This is a genomic window from Shewanella psychromarinicola, from assembly GCF_003855155.1.
Lineage (GTDB): Bacteria > Pseudomonadota > Gammaproteobacteria > Enterobacterales > Shewanellaceae > Shewanella > Shewanella psychromarinicola.
On the sequence record NZ_CP034073.1, the window covers coordinates 975,337 to 995,299 of the forward strand.

General features: G+C 42.1%; 21 protein-coding genes, 1 pseudogene and 1 riboswitch. Of the genes and pseudogenes, 12 read left to right on the top strand and 10 right to left on the bottom strand.

Going from position 1 to position 19,963, the window contains the following annotated elements:
- Positions 1-57 precede the first annotated feature (57 nt).
- Positions 58-1,167, bottom strand: a complete 1,110-nt coding sequence (locus tag EGC80_RS04090) for an MBL fold metallo-hydrolase (protein ID WP_124012817.1) — start codon at positions 1,165-1,167, stop codon at positions 58-60.
- A 96-nt stretch (positions 1,168-1,263) separates the two neighbouring features.
- Between EGC80_RS04090 and EGC80_RS04095 the strand changes: the two genes are divergently transcribed.
- Positions 1,264-1,881, top strand: a complete 618-nt coding sequence (locus tag EGC80_RS04095; protein WP_101033302.1) for a TetR/AcrR family transcriptional regulator — start codon at positions 1,264-1,266, stop codon at positions 1,879-1,881.
- A gap of 17 nt (positions 1,882-1,898) precedes the next feature.
- On the opposite strand, the gene EGC80_RS04100 is transcribed toward EGC80_RS04095, so the two are convergent.
- Both EGC80_RS04100 and EGC80_RS04105 read right to left on the bottom strand, forming a co-directional pair.
- The gene (locus EGC80_RS04100; RefSeq protein WP_124012818.1) at positions 1,899-2,588 is read right to left on the bottom strand and encodes a DNA-3-methyladenine glycosylase I; all 690 of its coding nucleotides are present in this window, start codon (positions 2,586-2,588) and stop codon (positions 1,899-1,901) included.
- A 135-nt stretch (positions 2,589-2,723) separates the two neighbouring features.
- Positions 2,724-3,254 (bottom strand): thioesterase family protein, encoded by a 531-nt coding sequence (locus tag EGC80_RS04105; RefSeq protein WP_124012819.1) that lies wholly within the window; start codon positions 3,252-3,254, stop codon positions 2,724-2,726.
- A gap of 276 nt (positions 3,255-3,530) precedes the next feature.
- A riboswitch (FMN riboswitch) is annotated at positions 3,531-3,705 on the top strand.
- A gap of 93 nt (positions 3,706-3,798) precedes the next feature.
- Between EGC80_RS04105 and ribB the strand changes: the two genes are divergently transcribed.
- From ribB to EGC80_RS04125, 4 genes are all read left to right on the top strand, one after another.
- Entirely contained in the window at positions 3,799-4,455 is a 657-nt protein-coding gene (ribB, locus tag EGC80_RS04110) for a 3,4-dihydroxy-2-butanone-4-phosphate synthase (RefSeq protein WP_124012820.1), read from the top strand.
- Between the two features lie 359 nt (positions 4,456-4,814).
- Positions 4,815-5,078, top strand: a complete 264-nt coding sequence (locus tag EGC80_RS04115) for a hypothetical protein (protein ID WP_124012821.1) — start codon at positions 4,815-4,817, stop codon at positions 5,076-5,078.
- Between the two features lie 2 nt (positions 5,079-5,080).
- Positions 5,081-5,452 carry a DUF3703 domain-containing protein gene (locus EGC80_RS04120; RefSeq protein WP_124012822.1) on the top strand — a complete coding sequence of 124 codons (372 nt, stop codon included), beginning with the start codon at positions 5,081-5,083 and terminating at the stop codon, positions 5,450-5,452.
- A 121-nt stretch (positions 5,453-5,573) separates the two neighbouring features.
- Entirely contained in the window at positions 5,574-5,960 is a 387-nt protein-coding gene (locus tag EGC80_RS04125; RefSeq protein WP_124012823.1) for a VOC family protein, read from the top strand.
- Between the two features lie 46 nt (positions 5,961-6,006).
- On the opposite strand, the gene EGC80_RS04130 is transcribed toward EGC80_RS04125, so the two are convergent.
- Genes EGC80_RS04130 through EGC80_RS04140 form a run of 3 tightly spaced genes read right to left on the bottom strand, consistent with a single transcriptional unit; the run spans position 6,007 to position 7,670 of the window.
- The gene (locus EGC80_RS04130; RefSeq protein WP_124012824.1) at positions 6,007-6,870 is read right to left on the bottom strand and encodes an alpha/beta hydrolase; all 864 of its coding nucleotides are present in this window, start codon (positions 6,868-6,870) and stop codon (positions 6,007-6,009) included.
- Between the two features lie 15 nt (positions 6,871-6,885).
- Positions 6,886-7,095, bottom strand: coding sequence for a helix-turn-helix domain-containing protein (locus EGC80_RS04135; protein ID WP_101033307.1), 210 nt, complete (start codon positions 7,093-7,095; stop codon positions 6,886-6,888).
- Positions 7,095-7,670: a DUF2975 domain-containing protein gene (locus tag EGC80_RS04140; protein WP_232772104.1), complete on the bottom strand. Its 576-nt coding sequence runs from the start codon at positions 7,668-7,670 to the stop codon at positions 7,095-7,097. Before EGC80_RS04140 ends, EGC80_RS04135 begins: the two co-directional genes overlap by 1 nt.
- A 330-nt stretch (positions 7,671-8,000) precedes the next feature.
- On the opposite strand from EGC80_RS04140, the gene EGC80_RS04145 reads away from it, so the two are divergent.
- Together EGC80_RS04145 and EGC80_RS04150 are read left to right on the top strand one after the other, a co-directional pair.
- Entirely contained in the window at positions 8,001-8,357 is a 357-nt protein-coding gene (locus tag EGC80_RS04145) for a MerR family transcriptional regulator (RefSeq protein ID WP_101033309.1), read from the top strand.
- Between the two features lie 58 nt (positions 8,358-8,415).
- On the top strand, positions 8,416-8,793 hold the full coding sequence (locus EGC80_RS04150) for a carboxymuconolactone decarboxylase family protein (RefSeq protein ID WP_101033310.1): 378 nt from the start codon (positions 8,416-8,418) through the stop codon (positions 8,791-8,793).
- A gap of 135 nt (positions 8,794-8,928) precedes the next feature.
- Here EGC80_RS04150 and prlC read toward each other — a convergent pair whose 3' ends face one another.
- Complete coding sequence (gene prlC, locus EGC80_RS04155) at positions 8,929-10,968, bottom strand: oligopeptidase A (RefSeq protein ID WP_101033311.1); 2,040 nt, start codon at positions 10,966-10,968, stop codon at positions 8,929-8,931.
- A 547-nt stretch (positions 10,969-11,515) separates the two neighbouring features.
- Here prlC and EGC80_RS04160 point away from each other — a divergent pair.
- The 3 genes from EGC80_RS04160 to gorA all read left to right on the top strand — a co-directional run bounded on the left by EGC80_RS04160 (position 11,516) and on the right by gorA (position 14,326).
- On the top strand, positions 11,516-12,280 hold the full coding sequence (locus EGC80_RS04160) for a hypothetical protein (RefSeq protein WP_233768593.1): 765 nt from the start codon (positions 11,516-11,518) through the stop codon (positions 12,278-12,280).
- 82 nt (positions 12,281-12,362) lie between these two features.
- Positions 12,363-12,893: a hypothetical protein gene (locus EGC80_RS04165; protein ID WP_124012825.1), complete on the top strand. Its 531-nt coding sequence runs from the start codon at positions 12,363-12,365 to the stop codon at positions 12,891-12,893.
- Positions 12,894-12,970: 77 nt separating this feature from the next.
- Complete coding sequence (gene gorA / locus EGC80_RS04170; RefSeq protein ID WP_101033313.1) at positions 12,971-14,326, top strand: glutathione-disulfide reductase; 1,356 nt, start codon at positions 12,971-12,973, stop codon at positions 14,324-14,326.
- 133 nt (positions 14,327-14,459) lie between these two features.
- On the opposite strand, the gene EGC80_RS04175 is transcribed toward gorA, so the two are convergent.
- Entirely contained in the window at positions 14,460-15,092 is a 633-nt protein-coding gene (locus EGC80_RS04175; protein WP_124012826.1) for a TetR/AcrR family transcriptional regulator, read from the bottom strand.
- A gap of 122 nt (positions 15,093-15,214) precedes the next feature.
- Between EGC80_RS04175 and EGC80_RS04180 the strand changes: the two genes are divergently transcribed.
- A complete protein-coding gene (locus EGC80_RS04180; RefSeq protein ID WP_124012827.1) occupies positions 15,215-16,081 on the top strand; it encodes a LysR family transcriptional regulator in 867 nt (288 codons plus the stop codon).
- 70 nt (positions 16,082-16,151) lie between these two features.
- Here the strand turns inward: EGC80_RS04180 and EGC80_RS04185 are convergent, their stop codons facing one another.
- Together EGC80_RS04185 and EGC80_RS04190 are read right to left on the bottom strand one after the other, a co-directional pair.
- Positions 16,152-17,279 (bottom strand): hypothetical protein, encoded by a 1,128-nt coding sequence (locus EGC80_RS04185; RefSeq protein WP_124012828.1) that lies wholly within the window; start codon positions 17,277-17,279, stop codon positions 16,152-16,154.
- Positions 17,280-17,320: 41 nt separating this feature from the next.
- Positions 17,321-18,565 (bottom strand): cupin domain-containing protein, encoded by a 1,245-nt coding sequence (locus tag EGC80_RS04190; RefSeq protein WP_124012829.1) that lies wholly within the window; start codon positions 18,563-18,565, stop codon positions 17,321-17,323.
- 374 nt (positions 18,566-18,939) lie between these two features.
- On the opposite strand from EGC80_RS04190, the pseudogene EGC80_RS04195 reads away from it, so the two are divergent.
- Positions 18,940-19,861: pseudogene (locus tag EGC80_RS04195) on the top strand (IS30 family transposase).
- Positions 19,862-19,963 lie beyond the last annotated feature (102 nt).

Below are 19,963 nucleotides of genomic sequence, written 5' to 3' on the forward strand. Positions count from 1 at the left end.
GTAAAATTAATTTGTCGTTTAACAATGCTTATCGATATGCACTGTTAATAGATTAACTTAGTTGTTATTCATGACAAGCTTATTTACTTCATCCGCCTTTTGTGGCTCAAGCATAATAGTACGCCACCACAACTCGTCAGCGTGTGGATTTGCCAACATCACCGCCTGCCCAAACTTAGGGATCAGCAAAGTAACGTCATTGTGTTTAGCCAATTGACTAATGCGTTCAAAAGGTTCAAACCAATCATGCAGGGCTAAATCAAAGGTGCCATTGTGTACTGGCATCATCGCCTTTGCGCGAACATCAAGATGTGCTTGTAAGCTTTGTTCTGGCAACATATGGATCTCACTCCACAATTCATTATAGGCACCGGTTTCAATCATGCTGAGGTCAAACGGTCCATAACGCTCACCAATTTGTTTGAATCCATTAAAATAGCCACTGTCACCGCTGAAAAATACTTTGTGCTGTAGCCCTTGGATCACCCAACTTGCCCATAGGGTTTGATTGCGATCAAGTAGGCCACGGCCAGAAAAATGCTGTGCCGGGGTGGCGGTAATGGTCAGCCCATTTAATTCAACCGACTGCCACCATTCCAGTTCGGTCACTTGAATAGGATCGATTCCCCAAGCCGTTAAGTACTCACCCACGTTAAGTGGGGTAACAAAATGCTGCACTTTAGTCGCCAATTGTTCAATCGCGGCCTTATCAAGATGATCATAATGATCGTGGCTAATAATAACGGTTTTAATCGCCGGTAAATCGGCAATACTAATGGGTGATTGATGGAAACGCTTTGGTCCAGCCCATTGCACTGGAGATGCTCGCTCGCTAAACACCGGGTCAATCAGCAAGTATTCGCCATCGATACGCATTAATAACGTTGAATGGCCTAAACGATATACGGCATCTTCTGTCGATTGCGCCAATATCTCTGGGGTTAATTCGGCTAATGGAATCGCATCTTGGGGAATGGGCGCTTGGCGCGTTGCCGACCAATACGCTTTGGCGATAGGCCATAAACTGCTAAAACCGGCTTGGTAGACTTTTTCGGTATTGCTGAAAATTTGCGTTTTATGTCCACGAGATGTAGACCAACATTTACTGAGCCAAATAATAGCAATCAATACACCAAGCACTAATAAAAGACTGATTAATATTTTCATCTATCGCTTCCAAAAGTAAACTACACGGTGTAGTTTAATAATGAATTGCTAAAAAGTAAACTGCTCAGTGTAAAATATTACAATAAGATGGCTTAGATGAAACCAATGAAACCAGAAAAGCAAACATGCAGCCAAATAAAACGCGCCGCGATTATTGAAGCCGCCAGAACAACCTTTAAAGAATTAGGGGTTGCAGCAACCAGCATGGATAAATTAGCCGAAGTGGCTAGTGTGTCGAAGCGAACAGTGTATAACCACTTTGCCACCAAAGAAGCCTTAGTGATGACCTTGATGACAGACTTATGGCAACAAGCGTTATCGCAGCCATCTGTCGTGTATAACTCACATCAACCTTTGGCTGAACAACTGCAGCAGCTGGTGCGTTTTGATATGGACTACATTCAATCAGAAGAGCACATTGAAGTGTCGCGAATGGTGATTGGCCATCTCTTTTATACCACTGAGATGCAGCAAGAATTGCAAAAAATCATCAAAGAAGAAACGGCTATTTTACGTTGGATAAAAGCGGCAACGCTGGATGGACGCTTAACGGTGACCAATGTTGAACAAGCCCAAACAGAAGTACAAAGCTTGATTAAAGGCCAATGTTTTTGGCCATTAATATTTAGAGTTGAATCGCCATTAAACGATCAGCAAAAAGATGACATTGCGACTGAAATCGCTAAAATGTTTTTATGTCGCTATCAAGTATAACGACATAAAATACCCCATTAAACTCGATTATCGCCCACGCCTAACGAAATAACCCGACTGATATGCGCTAAGCTCAATCCTGACTCTTGTTGCCATTGATTAAACGCCGCTTGAGTTTGGCGCAACGCGGTTTGCGATGTAAAACCTGCATCAACCACGTTATGGCCAGTTAAATACGCCTGTACATCTTGGGTGAGTAAAAAAGTATCTTTGCCCATGGTACGCAGAAAATAAGGCCCAGTATTGCCGCCTAAACGGGTGCCGCGCTTTTTGAGTGTTCGCCATAAACCGGTAATATCATCAGTTGGCCACTGGGCGATAAACGCTGCAAAACTTCCGTATTCAGCACTGATGGCTTGTACCATATAAGCGTTATCAACAATCGCTTGAGTTTTCTTTTGGTGCCTAATCAATGCAGGATCGCTAGCGCGTTGTTGAATTTGATCAGGTGATAGCATTAGCACCTTCATCGGTTCAAAGTCAAAAAAGGCTTTTTCGTAAGCGGGCCATTTATTGACCACCACTCGCCACACAAAGCCACTTTGAAACACTTGTTTGCTGAGAGCAGACAATAGAGTGGCATCTGAATAATCGCCAATATCATCGGCCGTTAAAGTGTGTGGTAATAATGACTTTACCGCTTCTGGGCCGCCTTTTCGTTCGCAAGCGCGCACCCACATATCGTTGAACTTTTCTAATGTCGCCACACTTCATCCTCACTACCGTATTTATTACACGCCAAAATGCATTACACGCCAATATTCATTCACGTCAACACCGGTCACTGATACGTGACTACCTATAATCCAGTTTACTTTGAAGTGTATTTCAATTCTCGGCGATTAAATATTACGTTGTTTTTTAAGCTGTAAAAACTGTTTCCATTTAATCACTTCTGCTGGCATTTCAGGCGCATCATTGGTGTAGCCTGCTGCGGTAATTAAGGTTTCAATGGGGACTTGCTTGCCTCGACACATAAACACTCCACGTACATGGGCAATGCAATGCAGGCCACGGTCGGTGAGTATGCGATGCTCAATATAAAAGTACTTTTCGTCCCAACCGACAATTTTAGTTTCGATGGTAAACTTTTCAAACGGTTTGATATCGCGGATATAAGTAAACTCTGCGGCATTGACGATGGGAAACCATTTATTTTTTATAAACGGCTTCATCAAACCTATTTCGGCAATCAAATAGGTTCGTGCTAAATCAAAAAAAGCAGGATAGCGAGAGTTAGTTAAATGCAAATTGATGTCGCAATCTAACGGCAAAACACGATAATTAATCCGGCTAGAATCTATAAAACCTATTTTTTTACAATGACCTATTCGCCATAAAAACAACCAAATAAAACGAAAATACAGGTTCATGAACAGTTTACTCCTAATGTAAGCGCAACAGGCTAACAAAGGTCATACCAGTGAGCAAGCTTGTCCACCTGATTAGACTAATAATACTCCCATGCAGCACTTAACATGATTGAGCAATAGTATTGTTCTATTCTCATAAAACAGTTATTAGCAACGCTTTATTACATTAATGCGACCGATCCCCCTTTTCATCTTAATCTGAACTGATTACCATAGCGACGCGTACTTTGGTGAGCAACACTTTGAGCTCCCATCCCTTAACGCACACTTATTGTTTTTAATTCTCAGGGCGGGGTGCGATTCCCCACCGGCGGTATACTTGAAAAAGTGAGCCCGCGAGCGCTCGATTCGTCGAGGTCAGCAGATCTGGTTACTTAGGCCATTACTCTTAAATTAGTCATGCCTAACAGTCCAGAGCCGACGGTTATAGTCCGGATGAGAGAGAATAAAGATACATCATAAGCCTCGGCTTTTAGGTGCAATTTGTTTTGGATTTATATCCCTCTTTATAAGCCCTGATTCTGGTCATTTTAGGAGTACAACCATGAATCAGTTATCACTACTTGCCGAATTTGGCGAACCAATCATGCGTGTCGAAAACGCATTAGCTGCACTAAGAGAAGGTCGAGGCGTATTGCTTCTAGACGATGAAGACCGCGAAAATGAAGGCGACGTTATTTATTCAGTCGAACATTTAACCACACCTCAAATGGCGTTAATGATCCGCGAATGCAGCGGCATTGTGTGTTTATGCTTAACTGACGCTCACGCTAACAAGCTTGAATTGCCACCGATGGTTATTAATAACAACAGCGCCAATCAAACCGCATTTACCATCTCCATTGAAGCAAAGCTTGGTGTCACCACGGGTGTATCGGCTCAAGACCGCGTGACCACCATTAAAACCGCGGCAAACCGCAATGCCAAAGCATCTGACTTAGCCCATCCAGGACATGTGTTCCCATTACGCGCTCGCGCTGGCGGCGTAATGACTCGCCGCGGCCATACCGAAGGTACAGTCGACTTAATGCAAATGGCCGGATTAATGCCTGCCGGGGTGTTATGTGAACTGACCAACGAAGATGGCACCATGGCTAAAGCACCTGAAATTGTCGCTTTTGGCCGTAAGCACAATATGCCAGTACTGACCATTGAAGACATGGTGATGTACCGCAACCAGTACGATTTAAAGCTGGCGTAATATGTTACCAAGACGTCATTCATAACCAGACATTTATCTGCTGTGAATGAATATGGAATAACACGATTAAGAGGTGCAAAGCACCTCTTTTTTTATGTTTGAAATCATGGCATTTATAGAAAATAAAGCAATATGGGTTAATTCTTGTGTGATTCGCTATTTGCCATCCATGACCGCGCTGCCGTTTCCCCTTCACTTTCCATAAGTCACCGCCGCACCACCTCAAATTTTAACTCAACGAGTATGCTTAGGGCATGCAACGCTTTACATTGCAGATTTAAAAAAGCAGGATAAATAATCTCAATCGTTTTCCTCACCGATCCCTTTGAGAATTAGCCAATATGAAATAAAGGACGCTAATGAGTAAATGGAATACGACCAGCACACTATCTCTTTACTTAACGCTAATTTGCTCCAGTGCAGTAGCCAGTTTTCTGAAATATTCTTTGGAAGATAGCTTCACTGGTTTATCGGACTTACCGGGTATTGTTGATATCGGTATTTATGCCGCCCTAATGACAGCGCTTTATTATTTTTTTGCTCAACTTTTTAACTGGTTGTACTCTGAAGTACAGAAAAATGACGACGGAAATTCAACTGAGGATAATAAATTGGGCAGGTAACAATGAATAATTTTACCAAAAATATCACCCCTTACGTGCAAGAGCAGTTATCTAAAGCAGATCAATCCGACCGTTTAGGCGATGTTGCAGATTCATTTGTTTACCTTGAGAATGCCCACGTGCTTGGGCAAGAATCAACCTATTGGCATATAAAAGTGCATTATTTAATGCTGCGTTGGGCGATAAAACAGCGTGATATTAACGAAGCCATCGGCCAAATTATTCGGATCATTGGGGCGGCTTTATTAACTGCAATAAAAGGCGTACCAATGGGGAATACTGGCGGTAGTAATGTTAGCCCTGTAAAAGTTATGCCCATTAAGCCAGAGCATGCCGAAATCATAGCGAAAGTAAAAAAAACGATATCTCACTAGCTAGAAAGATTAACAGATGCCCTAGTTTAATCATCCTGTATAACGACCTAAAGAATGATAAATCCATCACTAGGTATACAAAGACAGTTTTCAACTTTAAACATGATATATGGGGGTTCACATGAAACGAGTCACAGGTATCGGCGGCATATTTTTTAAAGCAAAAGATGCACCTGCATTGCAGGCTTGGTACAAGCGTCATCTCGGCATTGACGTTCAAGAATGGGGCGGCACTGCTTTTTCTTGGACCGACTCAAATGACAAGCCCGTAGGTGGAACCACTATCTGGGCCGTGAGTTCAGAGAAAAGCTACCAATTTGCCCCAAGCCAAGCCCCATTTATGATCAACTACCGCGTTGAAGACCTTCACGCTGTCGTCGCAGCCCTCAAAGCAGAAGGCTGTAATGTCCTCGATAAAATAGATGAATCTGAATACGGCAAATTCGCGTGGGTAATCGATCCAGAAGGGAACAAAGTCGAGTTGTGGCAACCACCTTGGGGTCAGTAGCTGCACTTTTAACATCCATGTGAAATTAACTTGGATACAAACTAAATCACAATGCAGTAATAAACGTCTGATACTGACTCATGGTATTGGCATCGTCTAACATGCCTTGATGGCCAACGTTGGGCACCATAATTAACTGCTTATTGGCTGACTGACTAGCTACAAACAGTTTTTCAGACAGTTCAGGCGGGACTTCTTCATCATCTTCTGCCGCAATCACCAATAATGGCCCTTGATAATATTGCGCTACCACTTGCTTATTATCTGTTTTACGAAAATCATCAGGCATTTCCAAACTCATAAACGGTGCCATATACCAAGGTGTTTTTTCATCAACCCAGTCGTCGGCATTAGTTGCTGAACCGTGTAAAACCAGCGCATCTATTTTATTATTTTTTGCTAAATCAGCGGCAATAAAACTGCCTAGTGAGTAACCGTGCAATATCACTTTTTCAGGCTGATATTGCTGATGTAAATAATCCAGTTGTTGCTGTGCATCTGCAATAATATTGTTAATGCTTGGTTGGCCTTCACTTGCCCCTAATCCACGGCGATCCATCACTAAAATGTCGGTATTGAGCGTTGATAATGTGCTAAGTACCGACAGGCCATGTGGTTCGATTTTCATACCGTTGCCTTGATAAAAGACCAAGGTTGTAAGGCTATTGGGGTTATCGATATAAAAACCATTTAACTTAACGTGATCACTTGCCTCTAAGCTGAGTTGGGTAATCAAATGATTAGGCATCGCCTGCTGTAATTGTTGAGTAAACTCAGCGGTAAAGGCTGCGGGGACTTCATCGCTGGCAATAAAGGTGCTTTCACTTAGGCGCATAGTACAGGCTGAAGTCATTAGTATTGTGGTGCCTATCATTGCACCTGTAGTGATTTTTTTTAGCAAACCTTGCATGTCATCTTCCTTAATTTATTCATCGTCCTTGTGGACTAAAATGTCACCTGGCGAGCATTGTAAATGCCGACAAATAGCGTCTAGAGTCGAAAATCGAATGGCTTTTGCGCGGCCACTTCTAAGCACTGACAAATTTTGAGGGGTTATACCTATCAATTCTGCCAATTCAGTGGACTTCATTTTTCGCCTTGCCAACATCACATCCAGCTCAATAATTATGGCCATTAAATTGTCAACTCCACCTCTTCTTGAAGCTCAGTTGCATGCTTCATTACCCATGCCACACAGTAAAAAATCATTCCGAAAAGTGCATACTTTAACTCTTGGCTGCCAAGGCTAAAATAAACAGGTACCGCACTTGATGTACCGCTAAAGTGCAATGTAAATGCGATGATCATCGGGTAAAAAAGGCTGAGTAAAATCCAGACTAAAAATACCAAGGCAATACGGCTCAAGCAGCGGAAGTTACTTGGGGTAAACACATGACCTTGCTGATACAGCCCAAAAAGTTGGTAGAGAAAATAGTAAATAAACAGGTAAGGTAGAATTTCAACACTGCCCAGAATGATCCCCGGATGAAATCCCGCATCATAAAGGCTTTGAGCGAGTGCTTGCCAAGGTGTACCAAAGTCGACCGCTAGATAACTACTAAACCAACCCCACCAGTCAATCGTTAACACATACTCGCCCGCTTGGAATTTTCCGAACACCATAGTGCCGCTATAACTAGTGACTTGTAATAAAGCTAAAAATACAATCAGCAATTTAATCCATTTACTTAACGAGACAATTCTATCCATGATTATTCTAAGCTGGTTAATGTTAAAGCAAAGTTAACACACAAACCCTTTACCAGCAATAAATTATCGATAAACGATACTTTTTGACTATTAATATCTATTGGGCACAGCCAAATCATTTGTTTGAATCACCATTAAAGGCTATCGTATTAAATGACGAAAGTGCCTATATGGTTGATTAAAAATGAGTGACATAATTTCGTTGATAATATTCAAAAGTCTCTATCAGATAGCCTTGTTTCACATCAGCAGCACATAAGAGTAAAGTCAGCAAATCGCTATAATAAAAGCTTTTTAACAGATAGATAATTAGTGACGCAAGGGGCCATTATGAACATGAAAGCGTTCTCGACGTTAGTCGGATTATCAGCTTATACACTGCGTTATTATGAGAAAGTCGGTTTACTCAACAATATTCAGCGCAATAGCAGTGGCCATCGAGCCTATACAAGCAAAGACTTGGAATGGGTTAATTTTGTCAAACGCCTCAAAGATACCGGTATGCCTTTAGCCGAAATCCAACAATACGCCCTATTACGAGAGTTAGGTTCAAGTACAGTGTTAGACCGCCAACAACTACTTGAGCGTCACAAAGACCAGTTGCAAGCTCACATTGAACGACAGAAAAATCATTTACTGGCGCTAGAAAGCAAAATTAGTTTGTATAAAGCCAATAAAGTCAGTTGACTTAGAGTTAACTCTAACTTGTAAGGTGTGACTTCTACTTATCGATAGGAGTACATCAATGCCAAACTCAAGATTCACTTTAGGCTTGGAGCAGTTGTCAAAAATTGACGGCGAAGCGGGTCACAATGTAATCGAAAGCCTGCAAGATATTTGTCCTGACTTAGCCCGCTTTACTATTGAATATCCATTTGGCGATATCTATAGCCGACAAGCATTAGATGTAAAGTCACGAGAAATAGCCACCGTTGCCGCGCTAACCGCCTTGGGTAATTGTAGGCCTCAGCTCAAGGTTCATTTGAATGCGGCTTTGAATGTTGGATGCAGCGAAGATGAAGTAAAAGAAGTACTGTTACAAATGTCAGTTTATGCAGGCTTCCCGGCGGCGTTAAATGGTATGTTTGCGTTTAAAGAAGTCCTTCAAGAGCGACAGGCATAACAAATGACAAATAAGGCTTAACAGGCAACGAATATCGCTCTACATTATTTGAGTATATAAGTCTTAAAAATAAGTAAAAAAAAGCATAAACCGAGGTTTATGCTTTTAACGTTTTAACGATGTTTATTCGCAGGTTTACACCGCAATACCGCTGTGGCGCAATAACGCATCGGTATTGGGTTCACGGCCCATAAAGCGTTTAAACAACTCCATAGGCTCTTCGCTGCCGCCCATTTCAAGAATATTGTTTAAGAAGCTCTTACCCGTTTCGGAGTTGAAAATACCCTCGACTTCAAAACGCGAGAACGCATCGGCCGATAACACTTCTGCCCATTTATAGCTGTAATAACCTGCGGCATAACCACCGGCAAAAATATGCGCAAAACCATGTTGAAAACGATTAAAGCTTGGCGGGGTTAATACCGCAATTTGGCTACGTACTTCATCTAAAATACCTTGAATGTCGACGCCTTTAGCTGGGTCAAATTCATGGTGCATTCTAAAATCGAACAATGAAAGCTCAAGCTGACGCACCATCATCATGCCTGAATGGAAGTTTTTGGCGGCTAACATTTTATCAAGTAGCACTTTAGGTAATGGCTCGCCTGTTTCATAGTGGCCAGATATTTCCGCTAACGCTTCTTCTTGCCAGCACCAGTTTTCCATAAATTGACTTGGTAGCTCTACTGCATCCCAAGGCACACCATTAATACCCGACACGCCGCCCACATCGACTTTGGTTAGCATGTGGTGAATGCCATGGCCAAACTCATGGAACAAGGTGGTGACTTCGTCATGGGTAAAGAGTGCTGGTTTGCCATCAACAGGGCCGTTAAAGTTACAGGTTAAATACGCCACTGGCTTTTGCAGACCAGTGCTCGTCACACGGCGACCACGACAATCGTCCATCCATGCACCGCCACGCTTACCGCTGCGAGCATATAAATCTAAATAAAAGCTACCACGATGTGTTTTTTGATCGTCAAAAATATCAAAGAAACGCACATCTTTATGCCAAGTATCTACGCCTTTTTGTTCACTGATGGATAAGCCAAATAAGCGGTTTACCGTGTAAAATAAGCCTGACAAGACTTTGTCTTCAGGAAAGTACGGACGCAATATCTCTTGCGACACTTCATATTTGTACTGCTGCAGTTTTTCAGCGTAAAAGCTTAAGTCCCATGACGCCATTTCGGTCACCTGGTAATGCTCTTTAGCAAAGGCACGCAGTTCGGCTAATTCAGTTGCCGCTTGGTCTTTAGAACGCTCACCTAACTCGTTTAAAAAGCCTAATACTTGCGCTGGGTTTTCTGCCATTTTGGTGGCTAACGATTTATCTGCGTAGCTGGCAAAACCGAGTAAATTAGCTAACTCGTGACGCAGTGCCACAATTTCATTCATGTTATTGGTGTTATCAAACTCACCGGCATTTGGGCCTTGATCAGACGCGCGAGTGACAAATGCACGATAACACTCTTCGCGTAACTCACGGTTTTCGCTGTAGGTCATTACAGGCAAGTAAGACGGAAAATCGAGGGTAAATAACCAGCCCTTCTGCTCTTTGGCGTCGGCCATTGCTTTGGCGGCGGCGATGGCTGACTCAGGTAAACCCGCTAAGTCCGCTTCGTCGGTGATAAGCTTAGTCCACGCTTCTGTTGCGTCTAGCAGTTGGTTAGAAAAGTTGCTTGTGAGTTCCGATAAGCGTTTAACAATTTCGCCATAGCGTGCTTTTTGGCTGTCATCTAAGCCAATACCTGATAATTCAAAGTCAAGTAAGCTTTGTTCGATCAGCATTTTTTGCGCTTGAGTTAACTGGGCAAAATCTGCCGATTCATGGATCGATTTATACGCCTCGTACAAGCCCTGATGCTGACCCACATAAGTGCCATAATCAGACAAAAGCGGTAAACAAGCATCGTGAGCATCGCGTAATTCATCACTACTGATCACCGAGTTCATGTGTGACACCGGCGACCAAACTTTACTTAATTCATCATCGACTTCTTCAAGAGGCTCAATCAGATTATCCCAAGTGTATTGGCTATTTTTTGCTAATAGTACTTCAATGGTCTCACGACATTTGGCAATGCCTTGCTCAACCGCAGGCTGAATGTGTTCAGGTTTGATTTTTGAAAATTCTGGTAATTCTGCGCTACTTAGCAATGGATTGCTCATAAAGATTCCTCGAGATATTTCGCGTGAGTATTTAGCTCGTAAGTATCCCAATTATATTGGGCTTATTTATTCATTTTTCAAGTTTGATGCTGATTAAATCAAGCCTAATCATATTTTTCACCACAAACATCTCCCAATCAGCGACCACAAACCATCCAAAACCTGCTTGAATTTGCTTATCCCTAGGCCACCTCGACATGCAGGATCCAACATGTCGAGAAGTGACAGAGTTCAAGGTCGTTATACTATTTTCTGTTTTATAACCCACAAACATGTTGCTTCTCGCCTTGTCCTTCGGGATCGCCCAAACGCGCATGTTGAAGTGGCTTGGTATATAAGCATCGAAACACACAGCGCCACTCTCCTAGCTAATTTGCGTTAGCCGTAAAGTGATTCGGGTCCCAAATTAACGAGACACGGCGCTTACAAAACAAATATTGACAGCTAGATCCCAAACGAGACTGATTATCATTTCATTTTTACTTGAATGGGCTACCATTCGCTTTATCGACAAACCTTGCCATTAATTAACATGAACGCAATAAACATGACCTTTACTTTTTGCCTGTTAAACCGCAACCATATTGGGCGCGTCGTTTTACTGCCAATGGCTGCCATGATGTGCTTACTGACATCCACGTCAGCATTCGCAATAGTTCAATATCAACCGACTGTCGGGCTTGATGTTGCTTGGGACAATCACTACATCACTGAAGGTCGTAACAATTTGGACCAAGGCGGTATTGCATGGGCAGTTGTCAATGTTGAACAAAATGACCTTGCCGTTTATGCTATAGTAGGCCGAGCAGACCAAGTCGATTATGTGGAATGGAACCTAGGGCTAGAATATACCTTGCATCTAGCCAATGATATTGATGCAACAGTCGGCTACCAGCACTTAGCATTTTATGGCGATGAGCCTTGTTCTGATAATGAGTTTTTCGGTGCGTTAACCATTAATGGCCTAACCTGGTTGGTGCCAGCCATCAACTATACCTATGCAACCGAAGCCGGCGGTTATTTTGTTGAACTGAGCATACATAGCCCATGGGAAATTAATCAATACCTCACTTTGACACCGTACATAGTGCAAGGATTTGATTTTCAATACAGCAGCGAGCAACACAAGGGGGCTAACCATTTCCAATTTGGCCTAGAAGCCGAACATCAACTCAATGATTCAATGGCACTGTCGGCACACATTAGCCACAGCATTGCCCAAGAAGACATTAAGCAACAAGCCCAGGTCGACGAGATTCAAGGCAGCTTAAATCAAACCTATGCAGGGGTACATTTCAACCTACGTTTTTAGAATATATGAACTGGCATTTTAGCATTCCAAGACTAGACTAAGGAGGCAACTGGAAATCTCTTTTACTCAAGCAAGGAAGCTTATGTTAACTCGACTTACTTATATCCTATGTAGCTTATTCGCTGTTCTGATGATGCTATTATCTAGGCCATTACTTGCCAGCGAGCTCACCAAACTGATTATCAAAGAGCCCGATAAACGCCCCCCATTAACCAATGACAATGCCAACTCGCTCCCGTCGCAATACGCGACCGATCATCAAGGTAATGTGATTATTATCCCCACAGAACAACGCTCAGCATTAGAATATCGAGCCGACGATATTTACCTTAAACCGAGTCAGAAAAAACCAACTAATACACAAACCAACACGCGCTCATCAATAACGGCCAGTTCTGGGGTAAACAGTACAACAATCGCTAATGATCCAAGTTGTCGCTGGCTCAATAACCGCATAAAACACCTACAGAAAAAACAACGTCAAACCCAAAACAGTCAATTTAGTCATTATCAAGATGAAATTGATATTAGGGAAAGCGAATGGACCTGCCTTAAGTGTGCAACCAGCGGCCCTAATAACGTTGACCGTGGTGAATGCCAATATAAACGCTAACAATGCATTGGTTTAACGACTAGATTGCAAACACAATCCCCCCTACAATGGATGCATTAACCGTAGTGGAGATCATCATGGCTCAACATTTTGACTATATCGCGCTTGGCGCAGGCAGTGGCGGCATCGCCTCAGCAAACCGTGCCGGAATGCGTGGCGCAAAAGTACTCATTATTGAAGCAAAACAAGTTGGCGGCACCTGCGTGAATGTGGGTTGTGTTCCCAAAAAAGTCATGTGGTATGGCGCTCATGTCGCAGAAGCGCTGAACCTATACGCCAAAGACTATGGCTTTGATGTCACTATCAATAAATTCGACTGGAGCACTTTAGTTGATAATCGTGAAGCGTACATTAGCCGTATTCATGACGCTTATGGCCGTGGATTTGCGAGCAATAAAGTGACCTTCTTAAATGGCTATGGCCGCTTTATCAATAACAACACCATTGAAGTCGATGGCGAGCACTACACCGCCGACCATATTGTGGTTGCCACTGGCGGAGCACCCACCATTCCTGATATTCCGGGCGCCGAATACGGTATAGACTCCGACGGTTTCTTCGCCTTACGCGAGCAACCTAAACGCGTTGCCGTTATTGGCGCAGGTTATATTGCCGTTGAAGTTGCTGGTGTATTGCATGCGCTAGGCAGCGAAACGCATTTATTAGTGCGTAAGCATGCCCCATTGCGTAATTTCGATCCGATATTAACTGACGCATTAGTTGAAGCAATGGCAACTGATGGCCCAACGCTGCACACTCACAGCGTACCCAAATCGGTCACCAAAAATACCGATGATAGCCTGACCTTAGCGTTAGAAAATGGTCAAAGCTTAACGGTTGATTGCCTCATTTGGGCTATTGGCCGTTCACCGTCAACAGGCCATATCGGCTTAGAAAATACCGATGTACAGTTAGATGCAAAAGGCTACGTGATTACTGATGAGCAACAAAATACCACCGCCAAAGGTATTTATTGTGTTGGCGACATTATGGCGGGCGGCGTTGAATTAACTCCCGTTGCGATTAAAGCGGGTCGTTTATTGTCAGAGCGTTTATTTGGTAACATGCCAGACGCTAAAATGGATTACAGTTTAATTCCAACCGTGGTATTTAGTCATCCTCCAATCGGTACTATGGGCTTAACGGAACCAGAAGCTGCCGAAAAATATGGCCAAGACAAGATTAAGGTGTACGCCTCAACGTTCACCTCTATGTACTCTGCAGTAACCGCGCATCGCCAAGCCTGTAAAATGAAGCTAGTCTGTGCCGGTGATAATGAAGTGGTTGTGGGTATTCACGGTATCGGCTTTGGTATGGATGAAATACTCCAAGGTTTTGGCGTAGCAATGAAAATGGGCGCCACCAAAGCAGATTTTGATGCCGTGGTTGCGATACATCCAACGGGTGCTGAAGAGTTTGTTACACTGAAATGATGGACTAGAAAAGTCACTACCACATGTTTAAAAATCTAGAAATTCGAGGTTCTGGCGTTTAAAACTTAATGAGGTAAGCACTGAATACTGAATATAAAAACTGTGAGTAGCTTGATAAGCCTTCACGGTTTTTTTATGCCTGCTTATCCGCGAGCCATTGCAAGAACACCTTAATTGACGGCATGCGCTTATGTGAATGGCCCATAAGTTGAGTCATGGCATAGCTATATTGATAATACATTTCAGCATCATTGGGATGTTTTTGTGCATCGTCACTGTTGATCATCGCGCCGCGTAAATAGTCACAAAGCAACTCGCCACGATTGAATCCGCCCACTTCACCAATTTCTGTCAGGGTTTGTGTATTCCATTGTGCATACTGATTAAGCACTCTATCGAAACGCTCGCGGTAATAGTCGCTGGCTTGTATTAATATTGACTCATTAGGGATAACTCTGGCAATTACGAATGATTGCTCTGATAAAATGCGGTACAAACGTTGGCAATGATGAAAAATAAACCGTAAATAGGGGTCACTATATTGCAGCGTGTCTTGTTCGGCTTGGTTTACCCAATGACGATAATCTGCACTGGCTACGGCCACAATCAAATCGGCCTCAGAGGTAAAATGATTATAAATGGTGCCTTTGGAGATCTGGCTAGCTTGGACTAAATGCGAGCGACACAAATCAAAGGTTTTACGGCCTTTTAAACAGCGTTGTGACACTTCGATCAGATAGTTGCCGCGTTCTTCCCAGCTACTCATTTTAGACTCCACCATACTTGGGTTAAATAAACCGTCATCATCTCACACTTACAGTATAGCAAGCTTTATCGATACCCCAGATTGAGTAATACTGATACCACTATGAACTTATCCAATAGCCCATGTTAAAAATAGAATTGCTTGAAAGTTTTATCGCTATTGCTGAATGTGGCAACTTGTCAAAAGCAGCAGATAAAATTTGCCGAACCCAATCAACACTGAGCTTACAAGTTAAGAAACTTGAAGAGAGTGTCGGCCAATCTTTGCTGATAAGGGACAACAAAGGTGTCACCTTGACTGAGTCAGGTGAAACCCTACTTAACTACGCCTATAAAATGATGCTACTTAACTCACAAGCACTTGATGAGTTAAAAGATTGTCAAAATCGCGAAGTGATCCGTCTTGGTGTACCCACAGATTTTATAAAGTGTTATTTAAGCAGTTGCTTATTAGAGTTTATTCGCGAGTTTACCAATATAGAATTAGTTATCGATACCGATGTGAGTGGCAATTTATATAAACGACTTCATCAAGGTGAGTTTGACGTGATCGTTGCCACTCACTGGCAACTGCCCATAAACGGCGAACTGCTATTTACACGTCGCTTTCATTGGGCTGCTGCAGCTAACGGTAACGCCCATAAAAGCAAAACAATTCCAGTTGGCTTATACCCAGAAAACTGCCCAATTCGAGCACAGGTATTTGCTAATCATCAATTGTCTATGCGTCCTATTAAGGTGTTATTGTCGACGCCATCACCACAAGCATTATGCATGGCAGTTGAGAATGACATAGTGATTGCGCCAGTAGCCGAATTTAGAATTAACGATCAAATGCAGATTTTAGATCCTGTTGTGCATGGCTTACCACCATTGCCGGTGTTTAACGAGTCGCTTTACCTCAATCCAGAGACCCAAACAGATGCGACGCTGCAACTCATTAATTTAATAAAAGCCAATGTTGAACACAAAGGCTATCAACTCGACTAGCCCCCATCATCTCGCCACAAATCGTTGTCGTTAACCCCATCTCTTAAGTCGAGTTGGGGTTATCTAGCGATTAAAAATAGTAACCAAAGTTGATATTGATGCGGTGATCCCAGCTGTCACCGATTTCAGGTAAGCCAATATGACCATTATCTTGGGTTGAGGCATACATGTTTTTACCCATAATAAAATCGACCATGGTATAAATTGGGCCTGAAGCCAGCGCAACACCAGTGACATTTTGGTAACTGTTATCATAGTCATCATTGTCAACATCTGGAGTCACTACACCAAAGTCATTATAAAGCTTAACACTGCCCCAGCTGGTGGCGATCGTTTTAGCTATGTTTATGCTATACGCTTGCGCTTTAGAAGCAATTTCGTACTGCCAATCATAAGCTGATACGGCAATCTTGTTACTGTCTAACGCATCTGCAGCATCATACTCATACTGCATCGCCTGCAACTGCAGCGCCCAACCATTGTAACTACTGTCAAGATGCAAGGCGACGGCATATCTGTCACCATTATTGCCAGTATTACTATTATAAATTTGTCCAACCTCGACCGAAGCACCGACCACGGTTTTACCGCCTTCATACTCCATCGCGTAGGTTTGACGTAAGTTTAATTGATTGGTTTCTTCGTTATAATATTCAGTGCCACTTACCTGCCCTGAATATAAATCGGTTGAATAACGTTCGTTGCGACTGGCACCGTATTCAGCATTTTTATAAAACGCAAACTCAGTCCCCCAACCGTCATTTGAATAAACTGTTTTAATACCTGTATCATAATCATCTTCAAAGCCTAAATAATACGGTACGCCGAACCAGAAACTATTTGAAATAAACCCAGGGTTACCAAATGGCACTTGATTTATACCAACTTGAACTTGCACTTCTGGTGAGTAATCATAAAAAACATAACCATACCGTAATGCTTCCCAACCATCATAAAATCGATATTCAGATGATAAACCCCAATCATCTAATTTACCGTTAAATTTAACTGATGCCATTTCAAAGGTCAAATCACCTGCTTTATCTTTAGACGTTTCGCTATATTCTTTATATGAATAATTAGCTCTTAATGTACCTGTTACATTAATTCCATCGTCAACATCTTGTGCAGTAGAATAAAAAGACACCATGCACAGTGACACTAATGAAGATAATAAAGACAACTTAAATAATTTCATTTTATGTTATTTCCCAATTTTTATATTTTTTAAGATGGTGATTACCATTTTAATTTGGTTAAGTCACACTGAATAACTTCATCACTATGAGCTGGTGTGCCTGGATTTTTAGCTGACTCACAAAGCAGTGTTGTGCCATAGTCATTACGTTTGTCATTAGCATTACTTCTTGCCCAAACAGACACAATGGCACGCTCTTCTGGTTTAGCTTCACAGCTGCCATCAACTTCAAAGGCATGGATAGTATTTTGATGAAAGTACATAAGAGGATCGTGTTCTGCACTACTGGATAACCACTGACTTTGGGCATTAAATTGACCCGCATCAAATTGTACGGTTCTAACGTTACTGTCTTCACGCACTGTGGTGACAAGCTTAGAGTCTTCACGCACTGCAAAGGTCGTAAATTCATTCGCACAAGCAGGAACTCGCATGTTGTAATAAATTTCAGATATTGCATGGTTATGGTATGGATATAGGGTATCGACCGACTGAACTGTCATACCAACTTCGGCACCCACTTTTTGTTTATTGATCTCATCTATGCGTAACAATCCCCAATGACCAAAGATTTCGGCATAGGCATAGCCACCACGGATATTATTGAAATTTTTATCATTGCGTTTGCTTTCTTGTGCATACATAGGGAACCAACCGGCGGCAGCCCATAAGTTAGGCAATGCATTGGCACTGATATCGGTAGGAAAAGCTGAAGGCATTTTGACTTCGTCGCCCATCACCATTTTGGCAAAGTTTTTGGTAAACTCTTTACCCATTTTACGGACATCTTTGTTGGTCACTTTGTTATCAAAAAAGCTGTTAAATGATTCGCGTTTAAGCCATTTCGCAACCGGAGAGTTTTGCTCTAATTCGCCACCAGGACTGTATATCCAATTGACATCTTCGCGGGCGCCAAAACACTTTTTCGCTTTATTTGGATTATTGATAACTTGATAAATATTTTTAACCATTAACTTCATGTCTCTTCGATCCATGATGCACATGTTCTTACCGCCTTCGGTAGAATCATACATCGCTTCATCGGAGTTTAAGCATGGACCATTTTCACTATTGGTTAATGCTACCGCATAAGACTCTAAATATTGCAGTGTTTCATTCCATAATATATCGACATACTTTTGATCATCTTCATTATACTGTGACTCTTCACCTAAACAGGTAAACTCAGCATTATTGATATCGTTTTGGTCTAAAAAACTAGGTAACTCACTTGCCATAGCAGAACTAGACAACAGCATCATCACTAACAACGTATTATATTTCATAACATCCCTCTTTCATTATTATTAAGCGCGGGAAGATATTACACTTGGAATTAATTCCAAACACTTGCACTCAAGAGGTTTGTAATAAAAAACATTATTACAAACAGATAATAGATAATAGATAACAATATAGAAGCAGTACATTAATTTATAAAAACTAATAACTAAAAATCTAATAACTAAGAAACTAATATCTAAAAATCTAATATCTAATAAGCTAATAACTAGAAATCTAATAAGCCAATTAGTTAATAAGTTAATAAATAAGAAGAGTCCGAATTCAGATAATAACTGCGACACTCATAGACTAGGTTCGAAGAAGCCAACTGCTGAAAGTGGTAGGCTTTATCTCGCCAAAGAAAAAAAGTATCACTATGAGTTATCAGCAGTTGACTGAGGGTAGAAGATATCAGTCCTTTTAGACCGAGGCATTTCAATTGCCTTGATTGCAAAAACCATCAATTGTCATCGCGCTACTGCCTATCGAGAACTAAAGCGTTGTAATGGCCAGTTGGGTTATTGTCCTGACCATGCTCAAGCCAATGCCTGTGATATGCGACATCATTCAGCCAAATATACGATACCCGAGACAAGGGTAAGCACTGTCCGTTTCCTATTAAAACATGACTGGGGTCCAGAGCAGATTTCACAAGTGTGGTCTGGAATGGACCAAGCCGTCAGTCATGAATGGATTTATCGGTTTGTGGCAAGGAATTAGCATCAAGGTGGCAAGCTATACCGTCATCTACGTCAAGGGTATAAACGCTATCGCAGAGGCAAAAAAGAGAAGGCTCCAGCGATTAAAAATGGCATGTCTATCGAATCTGTCGATACCCGCGACCGTTTCGGTGATTGGGAAATCGATACCGTATTAGGCAAGCATGGCACAGGTTCAATAGTGACGATACTGGAGCGGAAAATCCGTTTTTACTTGATAAAGAAAGTGGCCTCAAAATCTGCTGAGGATGTGACTAAAGCCACGATTGAATTATTCGTGCCGTACAAGCAGCATGTGCGCACAATAACAGCCGATAATGGTCGCGAGTTTGCTCATCACCAAGCCATTGCCAAAGCGTTAGCCGCAGAGTTTTATTTCGCTCACCCATACAGCTCTTGGGAGCGTGGCGCCAATGAGAACGCCAATGGCCGGTTAAGAAATATGTAAAAAAAGGGATCGACTTGAGGACAGTAAGCGATGACATCATCTTGTTTGCGCAGAACAGGATTAACCATCGGCCCAAGAAATGTTTGAAGTTTAAGCCGTCAGCGGTTGTTTTTAAACAATTAGCGGCTTAATTTGCCGAGTGTCGCACTTCGGAGTTGAATTCGGGACTAATAAACTAATAAATAAGAAGGGTAATTCTATTAATCATTAAAAATATAAAAGCCACATATTAA